The 19,696-nt window shown below is 71.4% G+C and carries 19 protein-coding genes and 1 pseudogene; 10 read left to right on the forward strand and 10 right to left on the reverse strand.

Going from position 1 to position 19,696, the window contains the following annotated elements:
- Window positions 1-49 precede the first annotated feature (49 nt).
- Complete coding sequence (locus ACFHWY_RS16055; RefSeq protein ID WP_416580989.1) at window positions 50-925, reverse strand: hypothetical protein; 876 nt, start codon at window positions 923-925, stop codon at window positions 50-52.
- Between the two features lie 520 nt (window positions 926-1,445).
- Between ACFHWY_RS16055 and pdhA the strand changes: the two genes are divergently transcribed.
- The 4 genes from pdhA (at window position 1,446) to ACFHWY_RS16075 (ending at window position 5,449) form a co-directional block, all read left to right on the forward strand.
- A complete protein-coding gene (gene pdhA, locus ACFHWY_RS16060) occupies window positions 1,446-2,621 on the forward strand; it encodes a pyruvate dehydrogenase (acetyl-transferring) E1 component subunit alpha (protein WP_416580990.1) in 1,176 nt (391 codons plus the stop codon).
- Window positions 2,621-3,610 (forward strand): alpha-ketoacid dehydrogenase subunit beta, encoded by a 990-nt coding sequence (locus ACFHWY_RS16065; RefSeq protein WP_416580991.1) that lies wholly within the window; start codon window positions 2,621-2,623, stop codon window positions 3,608-3,610. Before pdhA ends, ACFHWY_RS16065 begins: the two co-directional genes overlap by 1 nt.
- Window positions 3,611-3,615: 5 nt before the next feature.
- Complete coding sequence (locus ACFHWY_RS16070; RefSeq protein ID WP_416580992.1) at window positions 3,616-5,091, forward strand: dihydrolipoamide acetyltransferase family protein; 1,476 nt, start codon at window positions 3,616-3,618, stop codon at window positions 5,089-5,091.
- 220 nt (window positions 5,092-5,311) lie between these two features.
- Window positions 5,312-5,449: a hypothetical protein gene (locus ACFHWY_RS16075; protein ID WP_416580993.1), complete on the forward strand. Its 138-nt coding sequence runs from the start codon at window positions 5,312-5,314 to the stop codon at window positions 5,447-5,449.
- Here ACFHWY_RS16075 and ACFHWY_RS16080 read toward each other — a convergent pair.
- Complete coding sequence (locus ACFHWY_RS16080) at window positions 5,437-5,595, reverse strand: hypothetical protein (RefSeq protein WP_416580994.1); 159 nt, start codon at window positions 5,593-5,595, stop codon at window positions 5,437-5,439. The genes ACFHWY_RS16075 and ACFHWY_RS16080 overlap by 13 nt on opposite strands.
- Before the next feature lie 197 nt (window positions 5,596-5,792).
- Between ACFHWY_RS16080 and ACFHWY_RS16085 the strand changes: the two genes are divergently transcribed.
- Window positions 5,793-8,168: a hypothetical protein gene (locus ACFHWY_RS16085; protein WP_416580995.1), complete on the forward strand. Its 2,376-nt coding sequence runs from the start codon at window positions 5,793-5,795 to the stop codon at window positions 8,166-8,168.
- Between the two features lie 64 nt (window positions 8,169-8,232).
- On the opposite strand, the gene ACFHWY_RS16090 is transcribed toward ACFHWY_RS16085, so the two are convergent.
- The gene (locus tag ACFHWY_RS16090; RefSeq protein ID WP_416580996.1) at window positions 8,233-8,424 is read right to left on the reverse strand and encodes a DUF397 domain-containing protein; all 192 of its coding nucleotides are present in this window, start codon (window positions 8,422-8,424) and stop codon (window positions 8,233-8,235) included.
- Between the two features lie 7 nt (window positions 8,425-8,431).
- Window positions 8,432-8,773, reverse strand: a pseudogene (locus ACFHWY_RS16095) (Scr1 family TA system antitoxin-like transcriptional regulator); the annotation flags it as partial.
- A gap of 311 nt (window positions 8,774-9,084) precedes the next feature.
- On the opposite strand from ACFHWY_RS16095, the gene ACFHWY_RS16100 reads away from it, so the two are divergent.
- Both ACFHWY_RS16100 and ACFHWY_RS16105 read left to right on the forward strand, forming a co-directional pair.
- Window positions 9,085-9,387: a hypothetical protein gene (locus ACFHWY_RS16100; RefSeq protein ID WP_416580997.1), complete on the forward strand. Its 303-nt coding sequence runs from the start codon at window positions 9,085-9,087 to the stop codon at window positions 9,385-9,387.
- A gap of 324 nt (window positions 9,388-9,711) precedes the next feature.
- Entirely contained in the window at window positions 9,712-11,547 is a 1,836-nt protein-coding gene (locus ACFHWY_RS16105; RefSeq protein WP_416580998.1) for an NHL domain-containing thioredoxin family protein, read from the forward strand.
- An 80-nt stretch (window positions 11,548-11,627) separates the two neighbouring features.
- On the opposite strand, the gene ACFHWY_RS16110 is transcribed toward ACFHWY_RS16105, so the two are convergent.
- From ACFHWY_RS16110 to ACFHWY_RS16120, 3 genes are all read right to left on the reverse strand, one after another.
- Window positions 11,628-12,377 (reverse strand): LamB/YcsF family protein, encoded by a 750-nt coding sequence (locus ACFHWY_RS16110; protein ID WP_416580999.1) that lies wholly within the window; start codon window positions 12,375-12,377, stop codon window positions 11,628-11,630.
- Complete coding sequence (locus ACFHWY_RS16115; protein WP_416581000.1) at window positions 12,361-13,254, reverse strand: biotin-dependent carboxyltransferase family protein; 894 nt, start codon at window positions 13,252-13,254, stop codon at window positions 12,361-12,363. The genes ACFHWY_RS16110 and ACFHWY_RS16115 overlap by 17 nt, the downstream gene beginning before the upstream one ends.
- A gap of 77 nt (window positions 13,255-13,331) precedes the next feature.
- Window positions 13,332-14,033, reverse strand: coding sequence for a 5-oxoprolinase subunit B family protein (locus tag ACFHWY_RS16120; RefSeq protein WP_416581001.1), 702 nt, complete (start codon window positions 14,031-14,033; stop codon window positions 13,332-13,334).
- Window positions 14,034-14,139: 106 nt separating this feature from the next.
- Between ACFHWY_RS16120 and trhA the strand changes: the two genes are divergently transcribed.
- Window positions 14,140-14,817 (forward strand): PAQR family membrane homeostasis protein TrhA, encoded by a 678-nt coding sequence (gene trhA, locus ACFHWY_RS16125; protein WP_416581002.1) that lies wholly within the window; start codon window positions 14,140-14,142, stop codon window positions 14,815-14,817.
- 100 nt (window positions 14,818-14,917) lie between these two features.
- On the opposite strand, the gene ACFHWY_RS16130 is transcribed toward trhA, so the two are convergent.
- Window positions 14,918-15,202, reverse strand: a complete 285-nt coding sequence (locus tag ACFHWY_RS16130) for a DUF6458 family protein (protein WP_416581003.1) — start codon at window positions 15,200-15,202, stop codon at window positions 14,918-14,920.
- Window positions 15,203-15,318: 116 nt separating this feature from the next.
- On the opposite strand from ACFHWY_RS16130, the gene ACFHWY_RS16135 reads away from it, so the two are divergent.
- Window positions 15,319-15,858, forward strand: coding sequence for a SixA phosphatase family protein (locus tag ACFHWY_RS16135; RefSeq protein WP_416581004.1), 540 nt, complete (start codon window positions 15,319-15,321; stop codon window positions 15,856-15,858).
- A gap of 39 nt (window positions 15,859-15,897) precedes the next feature.
- Here ACFHWY_RS16135 and ACFHWY_RS16140 read toward each other — a convergent pair whose 3' ends face one another.
- Both ACFHWY_RS16140 and ACFHWY_RS16145 read right to left on the reverse strand, forming a co-directional pair.
- Window positions 15,898-16,167 (reverse strand): DUF6458 family protein, encoded by a 270-nt coding sequence (locus ACFHWY_RS16140; RefSeq protein ID WP_092381426.1) that lies wholly within the window; start codon window positions 16,165-16,167, stop codon window positions 15,898-15,900.
- Window positions 16,168-16,301: 134 nt separating this feature from the next.
- Complete coding sequence (locus ACFHWY_RS16145; protein WP_416581005.1) at window positions 16,302-18,509, reverse strand: glycosyltransferase family 2 protein; 2,208 nt, start codon at window positions 18,507-18,509, stop codon at window positions 16,302-16,304.
- Window positions 18,510-18,643: 134 nt separating this feature from the next.
- On the opposite strand from ACFHWY_RS16145, the gene ACFHWY_RS16150 reads away from it, so the two are divergent.
- On the forward strand, window positions 18,644-19,687 hold the full coding sequence (locus tag ACFHWY_RS16150; RefSeq protein ID WP_416581006.1) for a glycoside hydrolase family 6 protein: 1,044 nt from the start codon (window positions 18,644-18,646) through the stop codon (window positions 19,685-19,687).
- The last annotated feature ends 9 nt before the right edge of the window (window positions 19,688-19,696 follow it).

Below are 19,696 nucleotides of genomic sequence, written 5' to 3' on the forward strand. Positions count from 1 at the left end.
GCCCGGCCGCCCGAGTACGAGCGGCCGGGCCTCAGCGGCGGTCGGCAGGTCAGCACCTGCCGTCGGATCCGCGGCGGTCCCGCAGCCGGATTCGCGCCCGGGAACGGGCGCTGCCGCTGCGCTCTGGCGTGCCGGGCAGCACGGGTTCCGTGGTGATGCCGGTAGGGGGTGCCGGTGCGGGGACGCTGCCGGTCGGACCGGCGGACGCGGACGGCTCGACCGACGCGGACGGGCCGGCTGAAGCGGACGGGCCCGTCGACGCGGACGGATGGGTAGACGCGGACGGATGGGTAGACGCGGTCGGCTCCGTCGACGGATCGGCCGACGTGGTCGGATCGGCCGGGCCGCTCGGATCGGCCGAGGCCGTCGGCGGGGTGGGCTCGCCGGTCTGCGACGGGTAGCCGGTCGGGGCCGGTGAGGGTGTGGCGGTACGCGTCGGGGTGGGCGCCGGCGTCGGGGCAGGCGTTGTGGTGGGCGGCCGGGGCGCGGGGACCGTCACCGGCGTCGCTGGGCGCCGTTCCGGCACCTGCCGTCCGCGCGGGGCGGCCGGCATGGGGTGCGGCGGACTCGCCACCAGGTCGACCGGCGGGACCACCGGTCCGACCGACGGTACCGCCGTCACGGTCTCCGTCGGGGCACCGGTGGGTGGCAGGGGGATCACCACCGGGCCCACCGAGGGCGCCGGGATGAACGGGGTGCTGCCGTCCGGTAGTGCGGTGCTGCCGACCGTCGCCGAGCCGGTGCTGATCGCCGCCAGGACCGGCATCGAGGCCGTGCCGGCGAGCAGCGCCACCGTCAGCAGGTAGCCCCGGCTCGGCCCGGTGGTGCGCGCCGCCCGGTGGGCACCCACCACGCGGCGGTAGCCGCCGGATGCTCGGTGCCGGCCGAGGATCGGCGGTCCGGGACCTTCACCTGGTTCGGACACCACGTACTCCTCGTCGTCGCCCTGGACTCCGACCGCCTCGGTGCGGCCCGGCGGACCTCCGCCAGCTGCGTCGGGGGTCCGCGATCAGCCTGGGCCAGTAACTCTGCGTCAGCCAACCCCACACCGCGTGTCGACACGCGTATCTGGCTGAATGGTGGTGAACCTGACCGGATCGGTCGCGCGTCGCGTGCGTGGAAACTCGGGTGATTCAGGTAACGAAGCGGACCGACCCAGGGATCCGGGGCAGGTGGAGTGTGGGACGACTCACCTCTGATGCGAGTATGGAGCCACGGCGGCAGCGCAGCCGCGACCTCCGCGCACCCACGCGGTAGGGCGCGACTGGGCACCGGCGCTCCCGAACCGGGTTCGGCCATGAATCCGGCTCACGCCGCGCGGCAACCCCCACCGGGGCTAGGCGCGGTCGCCAGTAACCGACCCCGGCACCAGCCGGGATCGGGCGCACGAGTCGCGCGGCCGGGTGACCCCCCGGTGCCGACGCAGACACGACAGGGAGAGACGGATGGCAAAGGGCGACCCCGGGGGCCCCACACGCGGCCGGCGCGCCGCACCCCGATCCAGGAAGGCCACGACCGGCGATCCGGAGCTGGTGCAGCTACTCACCCCCGACGGTGAGCGGATCGAGAGCGTGACCGGCCCGGACGGCATCGAGTACCGCGTCGACTTCACCGACGAGGAGTACCGCGGCCTCTATCGCGATCTGGTGCTGGTGCGGAAGCTGGACGCCGAGGCGACGGCCCTGCAACGCCAGGGTGAGCTGGGCATCTGGGCGAGCCTGCTCGGCCAGGAGGCGGCCCAGGTCGGCTCGGGCCGGGCGCTGCGTACGCAGGACATGGCCTTCCCCACCTACCGCGAGCACGGGGTGCTCTACTGCCGCGGCATCGACCCGATCATGCCGCTGGGCCTGTTCCGCGGGGTCGACCAGGGCGGCTGGGACCCGAACGAGTTCAAGTTCAACATGTACACGATCGTGATCGGGGCACAGACCCTGCACGCGACCGGCTACGCCATGGGCGTCGCGATGGACGGCAAGACCGGCACCGACGACGGCGAGGCGGTGATCGCCTACTTCGGGGACGGCGCCACCAGCCAGGGCGACGTAAACGAGGCGTTCGTCTGGGCCGGTGTGTTCAACTCCCCGCTGGTGTTCTTCTGCCAGAACAACCAGTACGCCATCTCCGAGCCGCTGGAGCGCCAGACCCGCATCCCGCTCTACCGGCGCGCGGCCGGCTTCGGTTTTCCCGGCATCCGGGTCGACGGCAACGACGTGCTGGCCACGTACGCGGTGACCAGGCACGCGCTGGACAACGCCCGGCACGGGCAGGGCCCGAGCCTGATCGAGGCGTACACCTACCGGATGGGTGCGCACACCACCTCCGACGACCCGACCCGCTACCGCATCGCCAGCGAGGTCGAGGCCTGGCAGGCCAAGGATCCGATCGCCCGGATGAAGGCGTTCCTGGACCGGGAGAAGATCGCCGACGCCGGCTTCTTCACCGAGGTCGACGAGCAGGCCCGTCGGGAGGCGGTGGATCTGCGCGAGCGGGTGCTGGCCATGCCGAATCCGGAGCCGGTCACGATGTTCGACCACGTCTACCCCAACGGGTCGCCGCTGCTGGACGAGCAGCGCACAAAGTTCAGCCGTTACCTGGAGTCGTTCGAGGGGAGCGCCCACTGATGGCCACAGAGACGCTCACTCTCGGCAAGGCCCTCAATGTCGGCCTGCGCAGGGCCCTGGAGAACGACCCGAAGGTCGTCATCATGGGCGAGGACGTCGGCAAGCTCGGCGGCGTCTTCCGGATCACCGACGGCCTCCAGAAGGACTTCGGTGACCAGCGGGTGATCGACACGCCACTCGCCGAGTCCGGCATCATCGGCACCGCGGTCGGCCTGGCCATCCGCGGCTATCGTCCGGTCTGCGAAATCCAGTTCGACGGTTTCGTCTATCCGGCCTACGACCAGATCGTGTCGCAGGTGGCGAAAATGCACTACCGCTCGCGGGGCAACCTGAACATCCCCATGGTCATCCGAATCCCGTTCGGTGGCGGCATCGGCGCGGTGGAGCACCACTCGGAGTCGCCGGAGGCGTACTTCGCGCACACCGCCGGCCTGAAGGTCGTCTCCTGCTCCAGCCCGCAGGACGCGCACGTGATGATTCAGCAGGCGATCGCGTCGGACGACCCGATCGTGTTCCTGGAGCCGAAACGGCGCTACTGGGAGAAGGGGCAGGTCGACCTGGACGCCCCGCTGTCGCAGGCGTACCCGCTGCACGCCGCCCGGGTTGCTCGGGCCGGCAGCGACGTCACCCTGCTGGCGTACGGTCCGATGGTGCGTACCTGCCTCGACGCGGCCACCGCCGCCGCCGAGGACGGCCGGAACCTGGAGGTCATCGACCTGCGTACGCTCTCCCCGCTGGATCTCGGTGTGGTCTACGAGTCGGTGCGGCGCACCGGCCGGGCGGTGGTGGTGCACGAGGCACCGGGCAACCTGGGCATGGGCGCGGAGATCGCGGCTCGAATCACCGAGGAGTGCTTCTACTCGCTGGAGTCCCCGGTGCTGCGGGTGACCGGATTCGACACGCCCTACCCGGCCTCCCGGGTGGAGGAGGAGTACCTGCCCGACCTCGACCGGGTGCTCGACGCCGTCGACCGCTCCTTCGGGTGGTGAGCGGCATGTCTCGGATCAAGGAGTTCAACCTGCCCGACCTGGGTGAGGGGCTGACCGAGGGCGAGATCCTCAGCTGGCTCGTCAAGGTGGGCGACACCATCGAGCTGAACCAGCCGATCGTCGAGGTGGAGACGGCCAAGGCTGCCGTGGAGATCCCGGCCAAGTGGGCCGGCCAGGTGCAGGCGATCTTCCACCCGGAGGGCACCACCGTCGAGGTCGGCACGCCGATCATCGCGATCGACACCGATCCGGGCGCCGGGCCGGTCGAGACCTCGACCACCGGTGCGCCCGCCACCGACCTGCCAACTCCGTCGGCCGCCTCGCTGGCCGCGGTCGAGGTCGCACCGGCCGAGGGCGCGGTGGAGCCGGGCCTGATCGGCGGTCCGGCCCCGGGTGGCCGTACGGCGGTCCTGGTCGGCTACGGCCCGCGTACCACCGCGGCCAAGCGCCGGCCCCGCAAGGGTGCCGCGCCGGCATCGGCTGCCGCTGCGTCGCCGGCCGCTCCGACACCGGCTCCGGCTCCGGCTCCGGCTCCGGCTCCGGTCCAGGCTCCGCCGGCCGCTCCGGCGGTCAACGGCAACGGCCGGGTGGGCGGGCCGGTCCTGGCCAAGCCACCGGTACGCAAGCTCGCCAAGGACCTCGGCGTCGAGCTGGGTACGTTGGCCGGATCGGGACCGTTGGGCTCGATCACCCGGGAGGACGTGCAGCGGGCGGCGGCCCCGGTGGCGGTCGAGCCGCTGACGGTGGCCGCGTCGGCCACCTCGGCCGCGAGCTTCGGCGCGGACCGTGAGCGGCGGGTCCCGGTCAAGGGGGTACGCAAGCTCACCGCCGAGAACATGTCCCGCTCGGCCTTCACGGCTCCGCACGTGACGGAGTTCCTGACCGTCGACGTGACCCGCGCGATGAAGGCCCTGGATCGGTTGCGCGAGCGGCGGGAGTGGCGGGACGTGCGCGTCTCGCCGTTGCTGCTGGTCGCCAAGGCGGTGCTGCTGGCGGTGCAGCGGCACCCGATGGTCAACTCGGCCTGGGCCGGCGACGAGATCGTCGTCAAGGAGTACGTCAACCTGGGTATCGCGGCGGCCACCGAGCGCGGCCTGATCGTGCCGAACGTCAAGGACGCCGGCCGGTTGACCATGCGCGAGTTGGCGGAGGCGTTGACGGGCCTGGTGCAGACGGCCAAGGCCGGGAAGACCTCACCGGCCGACATGTCGGGCGGCACCATGACAATCACCAACGTGGGGGTGTTCGGGGTGGACACCGGTACGCCAATCCTGCCTCCGGGCGAGTCGGCGATCCTGGTCTTCGGCGCGGTCCGGGAGATGCCCTGGGTACACAAGGGGAAGGTCAAGCCGCGCCTGGTCACGACGCTCGGGCTCTCCTTCGACCACCGGATAGTCGACGGTGAACTGGGCTCGAAGTTCCTGCGCGACGTGGGCGACTTCCTCACCGATCCGGAGGCGGCGCTGCTCGGCTGGACCTGACGACGCGGTCGGACGACGGCAACGGCCGGTGTGTCACGGGTTAACGCCCGACACACCGGCCGTTGCCATTGGACGAAGAAATCCAGCTGGAAGACATGGCTTGCCTAAGATTCTTAGGCTGGTGGCCCAGCTCACCTAATAATCGCTGGGATTCTGGGTGTGCCTGCGCTTCAATAGAGACAACGACGGGACAACAACCGAATAGCCCAGCAGGAGAACCATGAGCATGATCGAGCGAATCCGCAACCGCCGCGACGCCAGCCGCCGCACCCGCGCCATCGAGCGGGCCCTACGCTCCGCCAATTCGCCCGCGGTCCGCGACGAGATCCTCGCCATCGCCCAGCGTCACATGTACTGACGCCACCAGACGTTATTCGCCTCCTCCAGATCGACGACCCGCCCGGGCAACCCGGGCGGGTCGTCGGCGTTACGACCGGGCGCTGACACCGGGATACCGCCCCGGCGCAGCGCCCGGTACGGTGGGGTTCGGTCGTCGTCCTCCATGCTCGGACAGGTCGGGGCGATAGAAGCACCTCGACACCAACCTGCGACGGACAGTGACGATCGAAGCTCCCCGGAAGCCCCCCGGCGGCCACCGGGATACGGTGCGGGGAGCCGGCATGGCCGGTATGCCGGCACCGCCGGCTGCCCTGCCGAGACATCGGCGACGGCGGCCGACATGTGATGGAGGAGGCGCACGCATGACGTCCGAGGGCCCGCACCGCCCCGGCCAGGAGCCGGACGAGGTGCCGCCGGGCGGCGGCGGACCGGCGCCGTACGGCGACCGACCGGCTCAGCAGGACAACGGGTACGGCGCGCCCGCCCCCGATCTGGGTTGGGCACCACCCCCGCCGGCCCGCCCCGACGCCTCGACACCAGGCTGGGCCAACCAGCAGGGTGCCGCGTGGAGCAACGCCCAGGCGACCAGGCAGGCGGAACCGCCGACCCCCGGCAACTGGGAACAGCCCGCCGCGAACCGGCCGTCCTGGCTGGCACAGGAAGACCAGTCGCAGCAGCCCGCCCAGGGCTGGGCCCCGGCTGCCCCGTCCACTTCGGAGCAGCCCAGTTGGGCAAACGGCGCCCAGACCAGCCCGGCCTGGGCCACCGAGCCGGCACCGGCGGACGCCGGAAAGCCAGCAGAGTGGACGCCCAACCAACCCGCCTCCGGACAACCCGACTGGGCCACCAGCAAGCCCACCTCCGGCCAGCCCGGCGGTTGGGGTGGCGGCCAGCAGCCGGAGTGGACTCCCGCGCCGCGCAACGATGACCAGGCTCCCGGTTGGGCCACGCCCGCAGGCCAGCCCGAGTCACCGCAGCCGGACTGGGCCCACGTCGAACCGCCGATGCCCGTCCGCAACGAACCGGCGGCGCGGGCCACCGCCCAGGTGCCGCAGGCGGACCCCGCGCTGCCGCACCGGCCCGGCACCGAGAGCGCGGCCGGTGCCGACGCCTGGCAGGCCGAGCAGCAGGAACAGCCGGGCTGGGCAACCGGCCAGCGGCGGGAACCCGCCGTCAACGGCTGGGCCCCCGAGCAGCAGCCGGCCGAGGGCCGGCAGACCAGCGGCGACCGGCCGGCACAACCCGACTGGGCCACTCCCGCGTCGGGCGAGCCCACTGGCTGGGCTGGCGGCAATCCGGCTGCCGGGCCGCCGCCGACCTGGAGTCCGAACGCAGAGCCGCTGCCGTCCCGTAGCGCAGCCGATCGCTCGCTGCCCGACATCGAACCGTGGTCGGCCGGTGAGGCGTGGGGCCGGGCCGGGGCCGCGGAGACGACCCCGCCAAGGGCCGAGGCCGAACCCGAGGCAGCTCGGGCCGAGGAGGTCCCGGTCTACCAGCCCGCCCCCGCTCCGGGCATCTCACCGGCCAACATGGTGCCGCTGCCGCCACAGGAACAGCGGGTACCGGGCGCCAGCCTGGGCGGAGCGCCGCCCACCGACTACGGCCAACCGCCTTCGTTCACCGATGACCAGGCTGGGCAGGGTGCCCGGCCGGGCACCGACCAGGCGGCCGGGGCGACCGGCTGGGGCCAGCCCGAGTCGCGGCACGACGAACCGCAGCCGCCCGCCGGGCCGGTCATCCCCGCGCCCCGTATCTCCCCCGAGGCCGAGGGCCGGCCCACCCCACCGACCGGTGGCGGCGTCACCGCGAGCGCCTCGGTGCCCGTGGCCAGCCGGGTGATGCCCCCGGCCGACCACCCATTGGGGCCGACCGGTTCGGTGGCACCACAGCCACGGGTGTACGGCCGGCCGGCCCGCTCGGAACAGGCCGAGGAACCGCCTCAGGAGCGGGACGAGCAACCTCTGGTGCCCCGGTTCGACCAGGGGCCGGAACGGTTCGACGAGGGCCCGGAGCCGCGCTTCAACGAACCTCAGCCGCCGGCTGGCGGGCGGGATGCGTTCGCGGGCCCGGCCGCCCCCGCCTCGCTGGCGGCACCACCGGCCTTCCCGCCTGGGGTGCCGTCCTTCGTCGACGCACCGCCGACCAACCGCCCGCTCAACGGGGTACGGCCGCACGCCGAGCCCGAACGACCGGCCGACCCGTACGGCGGCCCGGGCAACGACCCGCCGGCGCGACCGGGCGGCACCTACGGTGCTCCCGCCCGTCCGGAAGCTGGTGCCGAGCACAACTCGGCGTTCCCGCCGCCCCCGCAGTCGGCTCCGCCGTGGAGCCCGGGACCGTCCAGCACCGAGCCGGAGCAGGGACGCTTCGACGCGTTCAAGCCGGTCGCCGAGCCGGCCGCAGAGGCCCCGGTGCCGAAGGTACGCAACGGTCGGGTGCTCGCCGCCGTGCTGGTTGCCGCCGTGCTCATCCTGGCAATTCCGCTCGGCCTGCTCATGCTCCTCGGCATGGTCGGCGAATCGAACGAGACGAACGCTTTCGACCCGCCGGTCGGCTCCTGTGTCAAGCGCTCCGGCGACAGTGCGGTAGCCGCCGAATGCACCGAGGTAGAGGCCTTCACCGTGGTGTCGAAGGTCGAGTCGAAGGACAAGTGCCCCGACCCGGTCATGCCGCACGTGGACCTTCGCGGCGCCTCCGCCAACCCGGTTCTCTGCCTCAAGCAGGCAACCGGCGGCTGATCCGCCCACGTACCGCCGCGACAGCGCCCGTCCCACGTCGGATGGGCGCTGTCGCGCGTCCGGGTCAGTCCCGCTCGGCCACCTCGGCGACGAACGCCTGCCAGGCGGCCGGGGCGAAGACCAGCGCCGGGCCGGTCGGGTTCTTCGAGTCCCGCACGCCGACGACGCCGGGGAGGTTGTCGGCGACCTCGACGCAGTTGCCGCCGCTGGTGCCGCTACGGGTGGCCTTTCGCCACCGCGCGCCGTTCAGGTCCATTGGTTGCGCGAGCGTATGCCTCACTCTGCAACAGGCCCGGAATCAGGTTCGGCTCGAAGTACCGGAGCTGAGTCGCACCACGTTCAGCATCGAGCCACGGCAGGAACCAGGAGGGCGCGCCGAGCTTCGTCGCGAGGCGCTCGAACAGGCCACCATTGCTCAACGCGCGATCAGCCCCTCGGATGAAGTCGCCCGTCAGTGCCCGCGTGCCGCTTTCGACGGCGCTGACATGGGACGCGCTGAAGCCAGCACCGCGGCCGAATGCCTCTTGCGTCATGCCGCCAGCACCCCGCGCACGGCGGATCTCGCCAACGATGAAGGCCGCTACGGGGTCTGGTACATCGGGCATTCAGGGCTCCCCAAATCTGAGAGCGACTACCCGCAGCGCAGCGGATCCCATGCTGTTCCGCCAGCTCCGCCCGGACCACGGGAGCACCTTCCGAGAGTAACCGTCCCCCCATCAGAGTGTCACTGGACGGCACGGCCGATTGGGCCCCTGGATGGCCACTGCCCTGCCGTCGGTGTCGCCCTCATCGGCGAGCACCTTCGGGGCGATCCCTTCCAACTTCGATGGAGGAGGCCAGCCGTGCCCATGCAGAAGCCCGCGAACGCCGCACCTGCCTCACGCTGGTCCGGCCGTCCCGACCGGCACGATGTCCGGTGAGCCGCAGGGCGGACGGGACCCCACAGGTCTGCCCCGGCGTGTACCTGCTGACCCGGGAAGCGTCCCCACAGTTCTGCCAACCCATTCTGGTCCGGGTGATCCGGCGGTTGGACCGGACCACGTACGACGGGTGGGCGTGGGTGGACGTGTACCAGCTCGACCGGCACGGGGACGCGACGCGGCGGCGGGGGCTGTTCCTGATGCCGGCGGGGATGCGTCCGGTGACCGTCGCGCCGGTCCCGTACGCCGGGCGGCGTCGTTCTCCGGCCAACTCCGGCGGCGTCAGGGTCGGCGGGTGAACAGGGATCCCGGGCACGTGGCGTGTCGCCCGTCGTGGCGCTGCTCGGCATGCGGGGCGGCGTGGCCCTGCTCCGCTGCGAAGCTGCGCCTGCTCGCCGAGTATCAGGGCAACATGCCGGGGCTCATGGTCTACCTCGTGACGCTTCGCGAGGAGGCCGCTGAACACCTCGCCAGGCTGGACTCCGGTGAACGCCCGGCGCGCCTGCACGTGCGCTTCACGGGGTTGGTCGGTAGCGGGACGGCACCGGCGGAGGCAGTGTCACGTACACCTCTCACCTCCCCGTCCGGCCGGCTGGCGTCCGGCGGTAGGGCACGATGGGGGAATGAGTGCACGCGTGCGGGCGCCCGAGCTTCGCGGCCGGGCCTGGTTGAACACGGGCGGCAAGGCCATCCGGCTGGCTGATCTGCGGGGCAAGATCGTCATAGCGGATTTCTGGACCTTCTGCTGCATCAACTGTCTGCATGTGCTGGACGAGCTGCGCCCACTGGAGGAGAAGTACGCCGACATCCTCGTGGTGATCGGCGTGCACTCACCCAAGTTCGAGCACGAGAAGGACCCGGCTGCGTTGGCCGCCGCCGTCGAGCGGTACGGCGTACACCATCCCGTACTGGACGACCCCGAGCTGGACATGTGGCAGCAGTACGCGGCCCGCGCCTGGCCGACCCTCGCGGTGATCGACCCGGAGGGCTACGTGGTCGCCACGATGGCCGGTGAGGGTCATGCCGAAGGGCTGGCCCGGCTCGTCGACGACCTGATCGCCACCCACGAGGCCAAGGGCACCCTGCACCGCGGCGACGGCCCCTACGTTCCACCGGACGAGCCGCAGACCACGCTGCGTTTTCCGGGTAAGGCCGTGGCCCTGTCCGACGGCGGGCTACTGGTGTCCGACTCGGCCCGGCACCGGGTGGTCGAGTTGGCCGCCGACGGTGAGACCGTCGTCCGGGCGATCGGTACCGGCGGACGGGGCCGGACCGACGGACCTGCCGGTGCCGCGAGCTTCTCCGAGCCGCAGGGGTTGAGCCTGCTCCCGTCGCACGTCGCCGAGGTCGCCGGCTACGACCTGGTGGTCGCCGACACCGTGAACCATCTGCTGCGCGGGGTGCGGCTCGCCACAGGCGAGGTGGTCACCGTTGCCGGCACCGGACGGCAGTGGCGGTCCACCGTGGACGACCACCCGCACGACGCGCTCTCCGTCGACCTCTCCTCCCCCTGGGACCTCGCCTGGTACGACGGGAAGATCATTATTGCCATGGCGGGCATCCACCAGTTGTGGTGGTTCGACCCGATCAAGCGCACCGCCGGCATGTACGCCGGTACGACCGTGGAGGCGCTGCGGGACGGGCCGCTGGCGCAGGCGTGGCTGGCCCAGCCGTCCGGCCTCGCCGTCTCCACCGACGGCACCCGGCTCTGGGTCGCCGACAGCGAGACCAGCGCCATCCGGTACGTCGAGAACAGCGTCCTGGGTACCGCCGTCGGTCAGGGCCTGTTCGACTTCGGCCACGTGGACGGGCCGGCGGCGCAGGCACTGCTACAGCACCCGCTCGGCGTCTGTGCGCTGCCCGACGGCTCGGTGCTGATCGCCGACACGTACAACGGTGCCGTGCGCCGTTTCGATCCAACGACCGACCGGGTCGCCACTGTGGCCACGGGCCTGGCCGAGCCGAGCGACCTGGTGCTCACTGCGGACGGCTCGGTGCTGGTGGTGGAGTCCGCAGCGCACCGGATCACCCGGCTGGCCCCGGGTAGCCTCTCGGCGGCCGGCGCGGACACCGTGGACGGCCCACGGCACCGCACCGAACGCACGCCGACCGATCTGGCCGCCGGCGAGGTCGTGCTGGACGTCGTCTTCACGCCGGCGCCCGGCCAGAAGCTGGACGAGACGTACGGGCCGTCCACCCGGCTGGTGGTCTCCGCGTCCCCGCCGGAGTTGCTGGTCGAGGGGGCGGGCACCGGCACCGAGCTGTCCCGTCGCCTGGTGCTCGACGGCTCGGTGACCGACGGGGTGCTCCAGGTCACCGCCCAGGCGGCAACCTGCGATGCCGGCATTGAGCACGCTGCCTGCCACCTGACCCGGCAGGACTGGGGAGTGCCGGTACACGTCGTAGACGGCGGCTTGGCCCGTCTACCGCTGATCCTGCGTGGCCTCGACGCCGGCTGACGATCGCCGGTCAACCGGCGGAGTGCTTTTAGGGGCCCGTCACCTGCACCAGACGTTGACAGGGCGCCCCTCCTTACACCTCAGGTGAACGCGGTGGGGGTGATGCCGGCGTCGATAAGGGCCGCACGGACCAGTTCTGCGGCGGCGACCGCGCCAGGGCTGTCGCCGTGCAGGCAGATCGACTCGACCGGGCACGGGATGGCGCTGCCGTCGACGGTGACCGCCACCCGTTCGGTGGCCATCCGCACCGCCCGACTGGCCACCACCTGCGGGTCGGCTACCAGCGCGTCGGGCGCGCTACGCGGCACCAGTCGGCCGTTGGACAGGTAGTTGCGGTCGGCAAAGCCCTCGGCCACCACCCGGATTCCGGCGCCCTGGGCAAGTTGGGCCAGCACCGAGCCGGGCGGGCAGAGCACCGGCAGGTCCCGATCGTAGTCGTCGAGCGCGGCCACGAGGGCCGCCGCCTGCGTCTCGTCGCAGGCCGCGGCGTGGTAGAGCGCGCCGTGCGGCTTGAGGTAGCGGACCCGGGTGCGGTACGCACGGCAGAACCCGTCGAGCGCGCCGAGCTGGTACAGGACGTCGTCACGCAGGTCTGCGAAGTCGTACGCGATGTGCCGCCGACCGAAGCCGGCAAGGTCCCGGTAGCCGACCTGGGCCCCGAGCGCGACTCCCCGCTCGGCGGCGGCGGCGCAGACCCGGCGCATGATGGACGGGTCGCCGGCGTGGAAGCCGCAGGCGACGTTGGCGGAGGTGACCAGCTCCAGCAGCGCCTCGTCGTCGCCGAGACGCCAGCTGCCGAATCCCTCGCCGAGGTCAGCGTTGAGGTCCATGAAATCTCACCGTAGTGCCTGGGCGGGCCTGTGCGAGCGGGGTCACGTCGTCCAGTACCGCGATGACCGGGTAACCACCGGTGGTGGGATGGTCAGCCAGGAAGATCAACGGCTGGCTGTCGGCCGGCACCTGCACCGCGCCGAGGACAAGCCCTTCGCTGGGCAGTTCCCCGGCGACCGCGCGGGGCAGCGGTGCGCCGGTGAGTCGCACACCGACCCGGTTACTGAGCGGGCTCGCCTGGTACGCCGTGCCGAGCAACCGGTCCAGCGCGGTCGGAGTGAACCAGTCGTGCCGTGGGCCCAGCCGCACGGCGAGGTGAAGCGCCGTCGGAAGTGTGCCCGGCACGGTGAGATCGACCGGGGCGGGTGGGCCGGCTGGGTCACCCAGCGGAAGCAGGTCGCCGTCGCGCAGCGGTGCCGGCCCGAGCCCGGCGAGAGTGTCGGTGGCCCGGCTGCCCAGCACCGGGGCGACGGCGATTCCGCCGGCCACCGCGAGCCAGCAGCGCACGCCCCGTCGGGCGGGGCCGATCCGGAGCACCGCCCCGCCCGGTACGGCCACCGGGCGGCCGGTGTCGCCGGGCCGTTGCCCGACCCACACGTCGGCCTCGGCCCCCACCACGGCGACCGTGGTGGCCCGGGTCGGCCGCAGGTCGCAGCCGGTCAACGTGATCTCCAGTCCGGCGGCGGACTCCGGGTTGCCGACCAGCCGGTTGGCCAGCCGGAGCGCCGCCGGATCGAGCGCACCGGATCGTGGTACCCCCAGGTGCGCCCAGCCCGGCCGCCCCAGATCCTGCACCGTCGTCAACACCCCCGCCCGAAGCACCTCCACCACCCCACCCGTCACCACCCCACCCGTCGATCTAGGGCCTATCGTCATGAGTTGATCTCCCCCGGCAGCGATTCTCCCTAGATCGGCGCGTGTGGGGGTGGGGGCGACGCGGGGGGTGAGGGCGGTCACGCGGGTACCAGGCGGACTTGGGTGCCAGGGGTCAGCCGGGCGGGTGGATCGGCGTGTACGTCGAACAGCGTCATCGCGGTGCGCCCGACCAGGAGCCAGCCGCCGGGCGACGCGGTCGGGTAGATCCCCGCGTACTGGTCGGCCAGGGCGACCGAGCCTGCCGGCACCCGAGGGCGTGGTGTGGCCAAGCGGGGCACGGCCAACGCGGCGGGCAGGCCGGTCAGGTAGCCGAAGCCCGGTGCGAAGCCGCAGAAAGCCACCCGGAACTCGGTCTGCCGCAGGCGGCGTACGACGGCCGGCACGTCCACCTGCCAGTACTCGGCGACCCGGGACAGGTCCTCCCCGTCGTACCACACCGGCACCTCGACCAGGTCGGTGCCGGATTTGCCGGGCTCCATGGGGGACACCGGCAACCAGCCTTCGATCCGGGCGGCTGTGGCCGCCGGATCCAGCACGCCGTCCAGCAGGACTGTGCTGGCCGCCGGCACAATCTCGGTGGCGATTAGCTCACCCTGATCCCGACGACGCCAGAGCTCCACCCGCCACGCCTGCACCAGCGCGGCGACGTCCGCCCCGGCCCCTCCCGCAGGCCCGGAAGCCACAGGTTCGGAAGCCACAGGCCCGGAAGCCACAGGTTCGGGCTGGGTGCCGGCGAAGTCGAGCAACAGGGCGTGCGTGCCGGCCGGTCTGATCCGCATCCTGTCATCCTCTCCGACCAAGGGACACGTGCGCGTCGTCCGCTGGTCGGACAGCGTGACCTGTTGCACTACCCGAAAGTAACCTACGGTGCCGTAACCTGAGGGTGTGACCACCTCAGCACGCCCCCGGCTCAAGCCGGTCGACATCGGGAAACCCCGGATGCGCGGCTGGCTGCACACGTACGCGTTCTTCGTCGCCCTGGTCTGCGGCATCGTGCTCTGCTCGATCGCCGCCACCCGCCCCGGCTGGACACCCCTGATCAGCGCGGCGGTCTACAGCCTCACCGTCTGTGGTCTCTTCGGCACCAGCGCGCTCTATCACCGCCGGGTGTGGACGACGCGCGGGTACGCGGTCATGCGCCGGATGGACCACTCGATGATCTTCCTGTTCATCGCCGGCACCTACACACCGTTCTGCCTGCTGCTGCTGGAGACGCGCGCCGCCGTGATCATGCTCTCGGTGGTCTGGGGCGGCGCCCTGGGCGGGGTGGCGCTCAAGCTGGTGTGGCCGCACGCCTCTCGCTGGATCTCCGCGCCGCTGTACCTGGCCCTCGGGTGGGTGTCGGTGGCGATGCTGCCCGACATCCTCCACCAGGGCGGGGTGACCGCGTTGGTCCTACTCAGCGTCGGCGGCGCGATCTACACCGTCGGAGCGGTCTTCTACGCGCTCCGCCGCCCCAACCCGTGGCCCACCGTCTTCGGGCATCACGAGTTCTTCCATGCCTGCACCCTGGTCGCAGCGATCTGCCACCACATCGCGATCTACTTCGCGCTGTTCGCCTGAGGCAGCCCGGGCCAGCCAGCCCGGGGCCGACTGGCTGACTGGCCGGCCGACGTAGCGGGGGTGACGGGCCTCGCCCGCCACCCCGCTGGCTCGTCGAGGGTCAGACCGTCGGGCCAGGCCGGCGCACGTCGCGGTACTCCTGCACCACCCGGTCGTCCCGGACCGGCACGGCACGGTCGGCGACCACCCGCTCCTCGTGCACCGGGGCGGCCACCGCACGACGGCGCGAGTTCCAGAAGAAGAGGGTTGTGACCAGACCGGCGACTCCGGCGAGCATCAGTACCCAGCCGACGATGCTCAGGTCGAGCCAACCGACCTCCGCTTCCACCGCGAACGCGAAGATCGCGCCCAGCGCGATCAGGAAAATGCTGCCACCGATACCCATCTCGTTGTCTCCTTGGCTGTCGAAGCTGGCATTTCACTTCGCCGCTGCCACGGATGAGGTGCGGCACCGATGGACTTACCCCGGCACGGAGATCGCCAATCGGGCAAGCTTGGGACATGACAGACACCCCGGTGGATGAACGGACTCTCGTGTTGCTGCGGCACGCCAAGGCCGAACAGCCCACAACGGACGCTGCCGACCTGGAGCGTCCGCTGGCCGCCCGAGGGCGGGCCGACGCTGCGGCGGCCGGCGCCTGGCTGGCCCGGCACCGACTGCTGCCGGACGTGGTGCTCTGTTCCACCGCCCTGCGTACCCGGCAGACCTGGCACCAGGTGCAGACAGGGATGATCGGATCACCGCCGGAGGGCGGCTCCGCCGGCTCGGCACCGCTGGTCCACTACGAACCGGACGCGTACGAGGCGCATTCGGAGGATCTGCTCACCTTGGTCCGACGGGTGACACCGACCGCGATGACGGTGCTGTTGATCGCCCACAACCCGGGCATCTCGCTGCTGTCCGAACTGCTCGATCCGCCTCACGCGGTGCCGGACGGGCTGCGAACCAGCGATCTGGTGGTGCATCGGACATCGACGCCCTGGGCGCAGCTGAGCGGCGGCACGGCCGGGATCGGGGCACGGCACACCGCACGCGGTTAGCGTGCGGTGTGCCGCAGTGTGCTCGGCTGACCCGCCGGCTCAGCTAGGCGGCGCGGTCGGTGGTGGTGGGTCGGGAGGCGGCGGCATCATCGCGGTCGGATGCGAGAGCCTGTTCTCCTCCACGATCAGGGTCCGGGCCCGCTTCCGGCGGTCCTGCCAGAACCAGAGCGTGGTGAGCAGGAAAGCCAGTCCGGCCAGGATGAAGACCCAGCCGACCGCCCGCAGGTCGATCCACCAGACGTTGGCCCGGATGGCGAAGGTCAGGATCGCGCCGATCGCGATCAGGAAGATCCCACTACCAATGCCCATGTGCGCGGCACTCCCCCGTGCGGTTGCTCTGGGCGTACTCGGACTGGTTCCGCTTCGGTTACCCGGCAGCCACCCCGTTACCCCCACGATCTGCCGGCGCCCTCTCGGACAGGCCCGGCGTCGACCGAAGGTGGTCAGCTGTCCGAGCCGGACCACCCGGGCCGCTCGCGGCGGCCGGTGGCCGCCTGCTCCGGTGGGTCTGTCGGCCTAATCGCCGCGAGCTCGATGGTCGCCGACGCCGGATCCTCGATCGTCGGCCCCGGTGCGGACTGCGCTGTGCTGGCTCCGCCCGGCCGCTGGTCAGGTGCTGCGCCCGGCCGGTGCGGGCCGGCGGTGCCCGCCGTCGTGCCAGTGGATGCCCGAAATCGTACGGTCGCGTCCATGTCGTGCCGTCCGATTCGTTCCGTGGCGGGTGGGTCGGCCTGCCGGGGAACTCGCGTCGGCTTGGGACCGACGGCTTCGACGGGGTCGTCCTTGCGCTGCGCGCCACTTGACCGGCTGGCCAGGTGCGCGTCGCGCAGCACCCGGGGAATCTCCATGGTGATGTCTCCGGCCCGGTCCGGGCTGCGTACCTCCGGCACGGGCCGGTCCGGGGCGCCGCCCGGCGCGGCGGCGAGCACGCTCAGGTCCCGCCGCCACAGGGCGATCGGTGCCAGGCAGATCAGCAGCGCGACGACCGGCCAGAGCAACGCAGCAGGGCTGGCGTAGTCGCGGACGAACGCGACGACGATCGCCGACGCCAGCACCGCCAGCCACCCCAGGTGGGCACGGAACGTGTACAACCCGTCGCTGCTGCTGTGCGTGCCCTTCGGGGTGACCACGAAGCGGGCCGGCCGACGCAGCACCGTACTGACCAGCTGTCCGGCGTAGACCGGTGCCGAAATGATCGACATCAGCATGCCCTTGAGACCACGAGAGCCGGGCGGTTCGTACGGACTGACGTTGTACTGCCGGTTGTACAGGTAGAGCCAGAGAGAGAAGGCCGTGGCGTCGGTGTACAGGGCGAACCAGATCTGCGGGGAGATGGTCATGCCGGTGACCCCGAGCGCCAGGAACAGCAGCGCGTTGACGATGCCGAGCAGCCAGCCGATCGCCATCGACGGGTAGAACGTCGTGATCAGCGTGTAGTGCAGCATGCCGCCGGCGGAGAGCCGGGGGAAGCGCAGCCAGTAGCGGCCGAACAGTAGCTCGAAGGTGCCGCGGGACCAGCGACGCTGCTGGGAGAAGTAGTCACTCCAGCTGGACGGGCCGTCGCCGGCGGAGAGCACGTCGGGGGTGTAGACCGACTTCCACCGTCGACCGGTGACCCGGTTACGGGTGGTGTGCACCGCCAGGCCGGTGGCCATGTCCTCGGTGATCGAGTCGTTGAGTCCGCCCACGTCTCGCAACGCCCGGATCCGAATGGCGTTGTTGGTGCCGACCAGCATCGACGTTCCGTACGTGTTCGCCGCCCGCTGGATCACGCTGTGGAACGGGAACTGCTGCGACTCGGCGGCGCGGGTCACGAACGCCTCGCCGTTCTTGTAACACTGTGGACCGACGACGTAGGCGACGTCCGGGTCACGGAAGTAGCCGAGGATCCGTTCGGCGAAGTTGGCCAGTGGGACGTGGTCGGGATCGACCGAGAGGAACACGTCGTACCCGTCGCCGTGCGCGTCGACCCAGGCGTTGTAGTTGCCGTGCTTGGTCTTCGCGCGGAACGGTCCGCGCGCCCGGTTGTAGCCGGCCATTCCCTTGCGGGTGAAATGCCGGACACCCAGCTCCGCACACATCACCCGGACGTCGGGGTCGTCGCCCTCGTCGAGCAGCCAGACGTCGAACACTCCACGGTGGCGGATGCGCTTCGCGGCGCGCAGCGTGTCTCGCACCACCGCGATCGGCTCCTTGCTCGGCACGATCGTGGTGAGGAAGGCGACCCGCAGCCCGGAGGGTGGCGTCACCGGGACCGGGTCCCGGGCGATGACCGAGGCGAGCGACAGTGACAGGACGTTGATCAGGCGTAACGACTCGACGAGAATGATCGAGCAGATGACGAAGATGTTCGCAACTCGAGCCACATCGGCGACCGGGCCCGGATTCGTGTCAGCGAGATGGCCGGGCTGAAGCAGCCAGATGAGGAAGAACACCTCGAAACAGATGTTCGCCAAGGCGATGCCGACCGCGGTCACGATCCGCCGGTTCCCGGTCACCCGGTGCATGCTGCGGTATCGCACCCGATAGGGCTGGCCGGCGGGCGGCTCGGTCAACGGGCCGGCGATTCTGCTGAACGCCTCAAGACGGGCCCAGGAACGCCCGTATACCGGAATCTCGACGGGATCGGTCACCGGCACAAGCCCTGCCATCCTGCTCACCTTGTCCCCGGCCCCATGCCCTGACCGAAGGTTTCAGCGCGATGGTACGGCAACCTGTTTCCGTTTCCGATCGCCTGGTTGAGCTAGTCTCGGCGGTGCGTCACGCCCGCAACGGAGGACAAACGGTGCTGTTTTCGCTGCCCCGCTGGTCGGTGCTCGCCCTGCCCACGGTAGCGGCTCTGCTGGTGTCGGCTGGTTGTGGGCGTCCGGAGGCTGTGCCGATGCCGGAGCCGACCACCGCAGCCAGCACCGGGCCGGCCCGGTCCGTCACGCCGGTGCCCCTGGCCGGCGCGACCCTCTTCGTCGACCCGAACGGTGCCGCAACCGAGCAGGTCGACGCGTGGGCGAGCGCCGGACGGACCGACGACGCCGACCGGCTTCGGCAAGTCAGCGAGCGACCTGCGGCGGTCTGGATCACCAGCGACACGACGCAGGTGTCGACGGCGGTCGACGCGGTACTGAGCCGGGCCACCGAGGCCGGCCAGATGCCGGTGCTGGTGGCTTATCACATCCCCGGCCGCGACTGCGGTAGCTTCAGCGGCGGCGGTGCCCTGGACGGCGACGACTACCGGGCGTGGATCCGAGGGTTCGCGGCTGGGATCGACGGCCGGCCGGTAACGGTGATCGTCGAACCTGATGCGGTTGCGCACAGCCTGGACAGGTGTGCCGGCAGCAGTGACCGGCTCGCGCTGCTCGCCGACGCCGTGGCCGTGCTCAAGCGGACCGGAACCGCCCAGGTCTACCTCGACGCCGGCCATCCCCGGTGGGTTCGCGACCTGTCCCGGCTGTCGAAGGCGCTACGCGAAGCCGGAGTCGAGCAGGCCGACGGCTTCGCGCTCAACGTCTCCAATTTCATCCGGACGCCGGAGAACGTCGAATACGGTCGGCAGTTGTCCGACGCGCTCGGTGGGCGTACCCGATTCGTCGTCGACACCAGCCGCAACGGCGCCGGGCCGGCCGGTGGCGCGTCAATCGACGGCGGTCCGGCCTGGTGCAACCCGCCGGGACGTCGGCTCGGTACGGCACCGACCACCGCCACTGGCCTGGACCGTGTAGACGCACTGTTGTGGATCAAACGGCCGGGCGAGTCCGACGGCGCGTGCCGACCCGGCGAGCCGCCGGCCGGCCAGTGGTGGTCCGACTACGCCCTCCAACTGGCCGGCGACTGACGTTCGACC

The sequence above is a fragment of the Micromonospora sp. LOL_024 genome, from assembly GCF_048060415.1.
In the GTDB taxonomy this organism is placed as follows: domain Bacteria; phylum Actinomycetota; class Actinomycetes; order Mycobacteriales; family Micromonosporaceae; genus Micromonospora.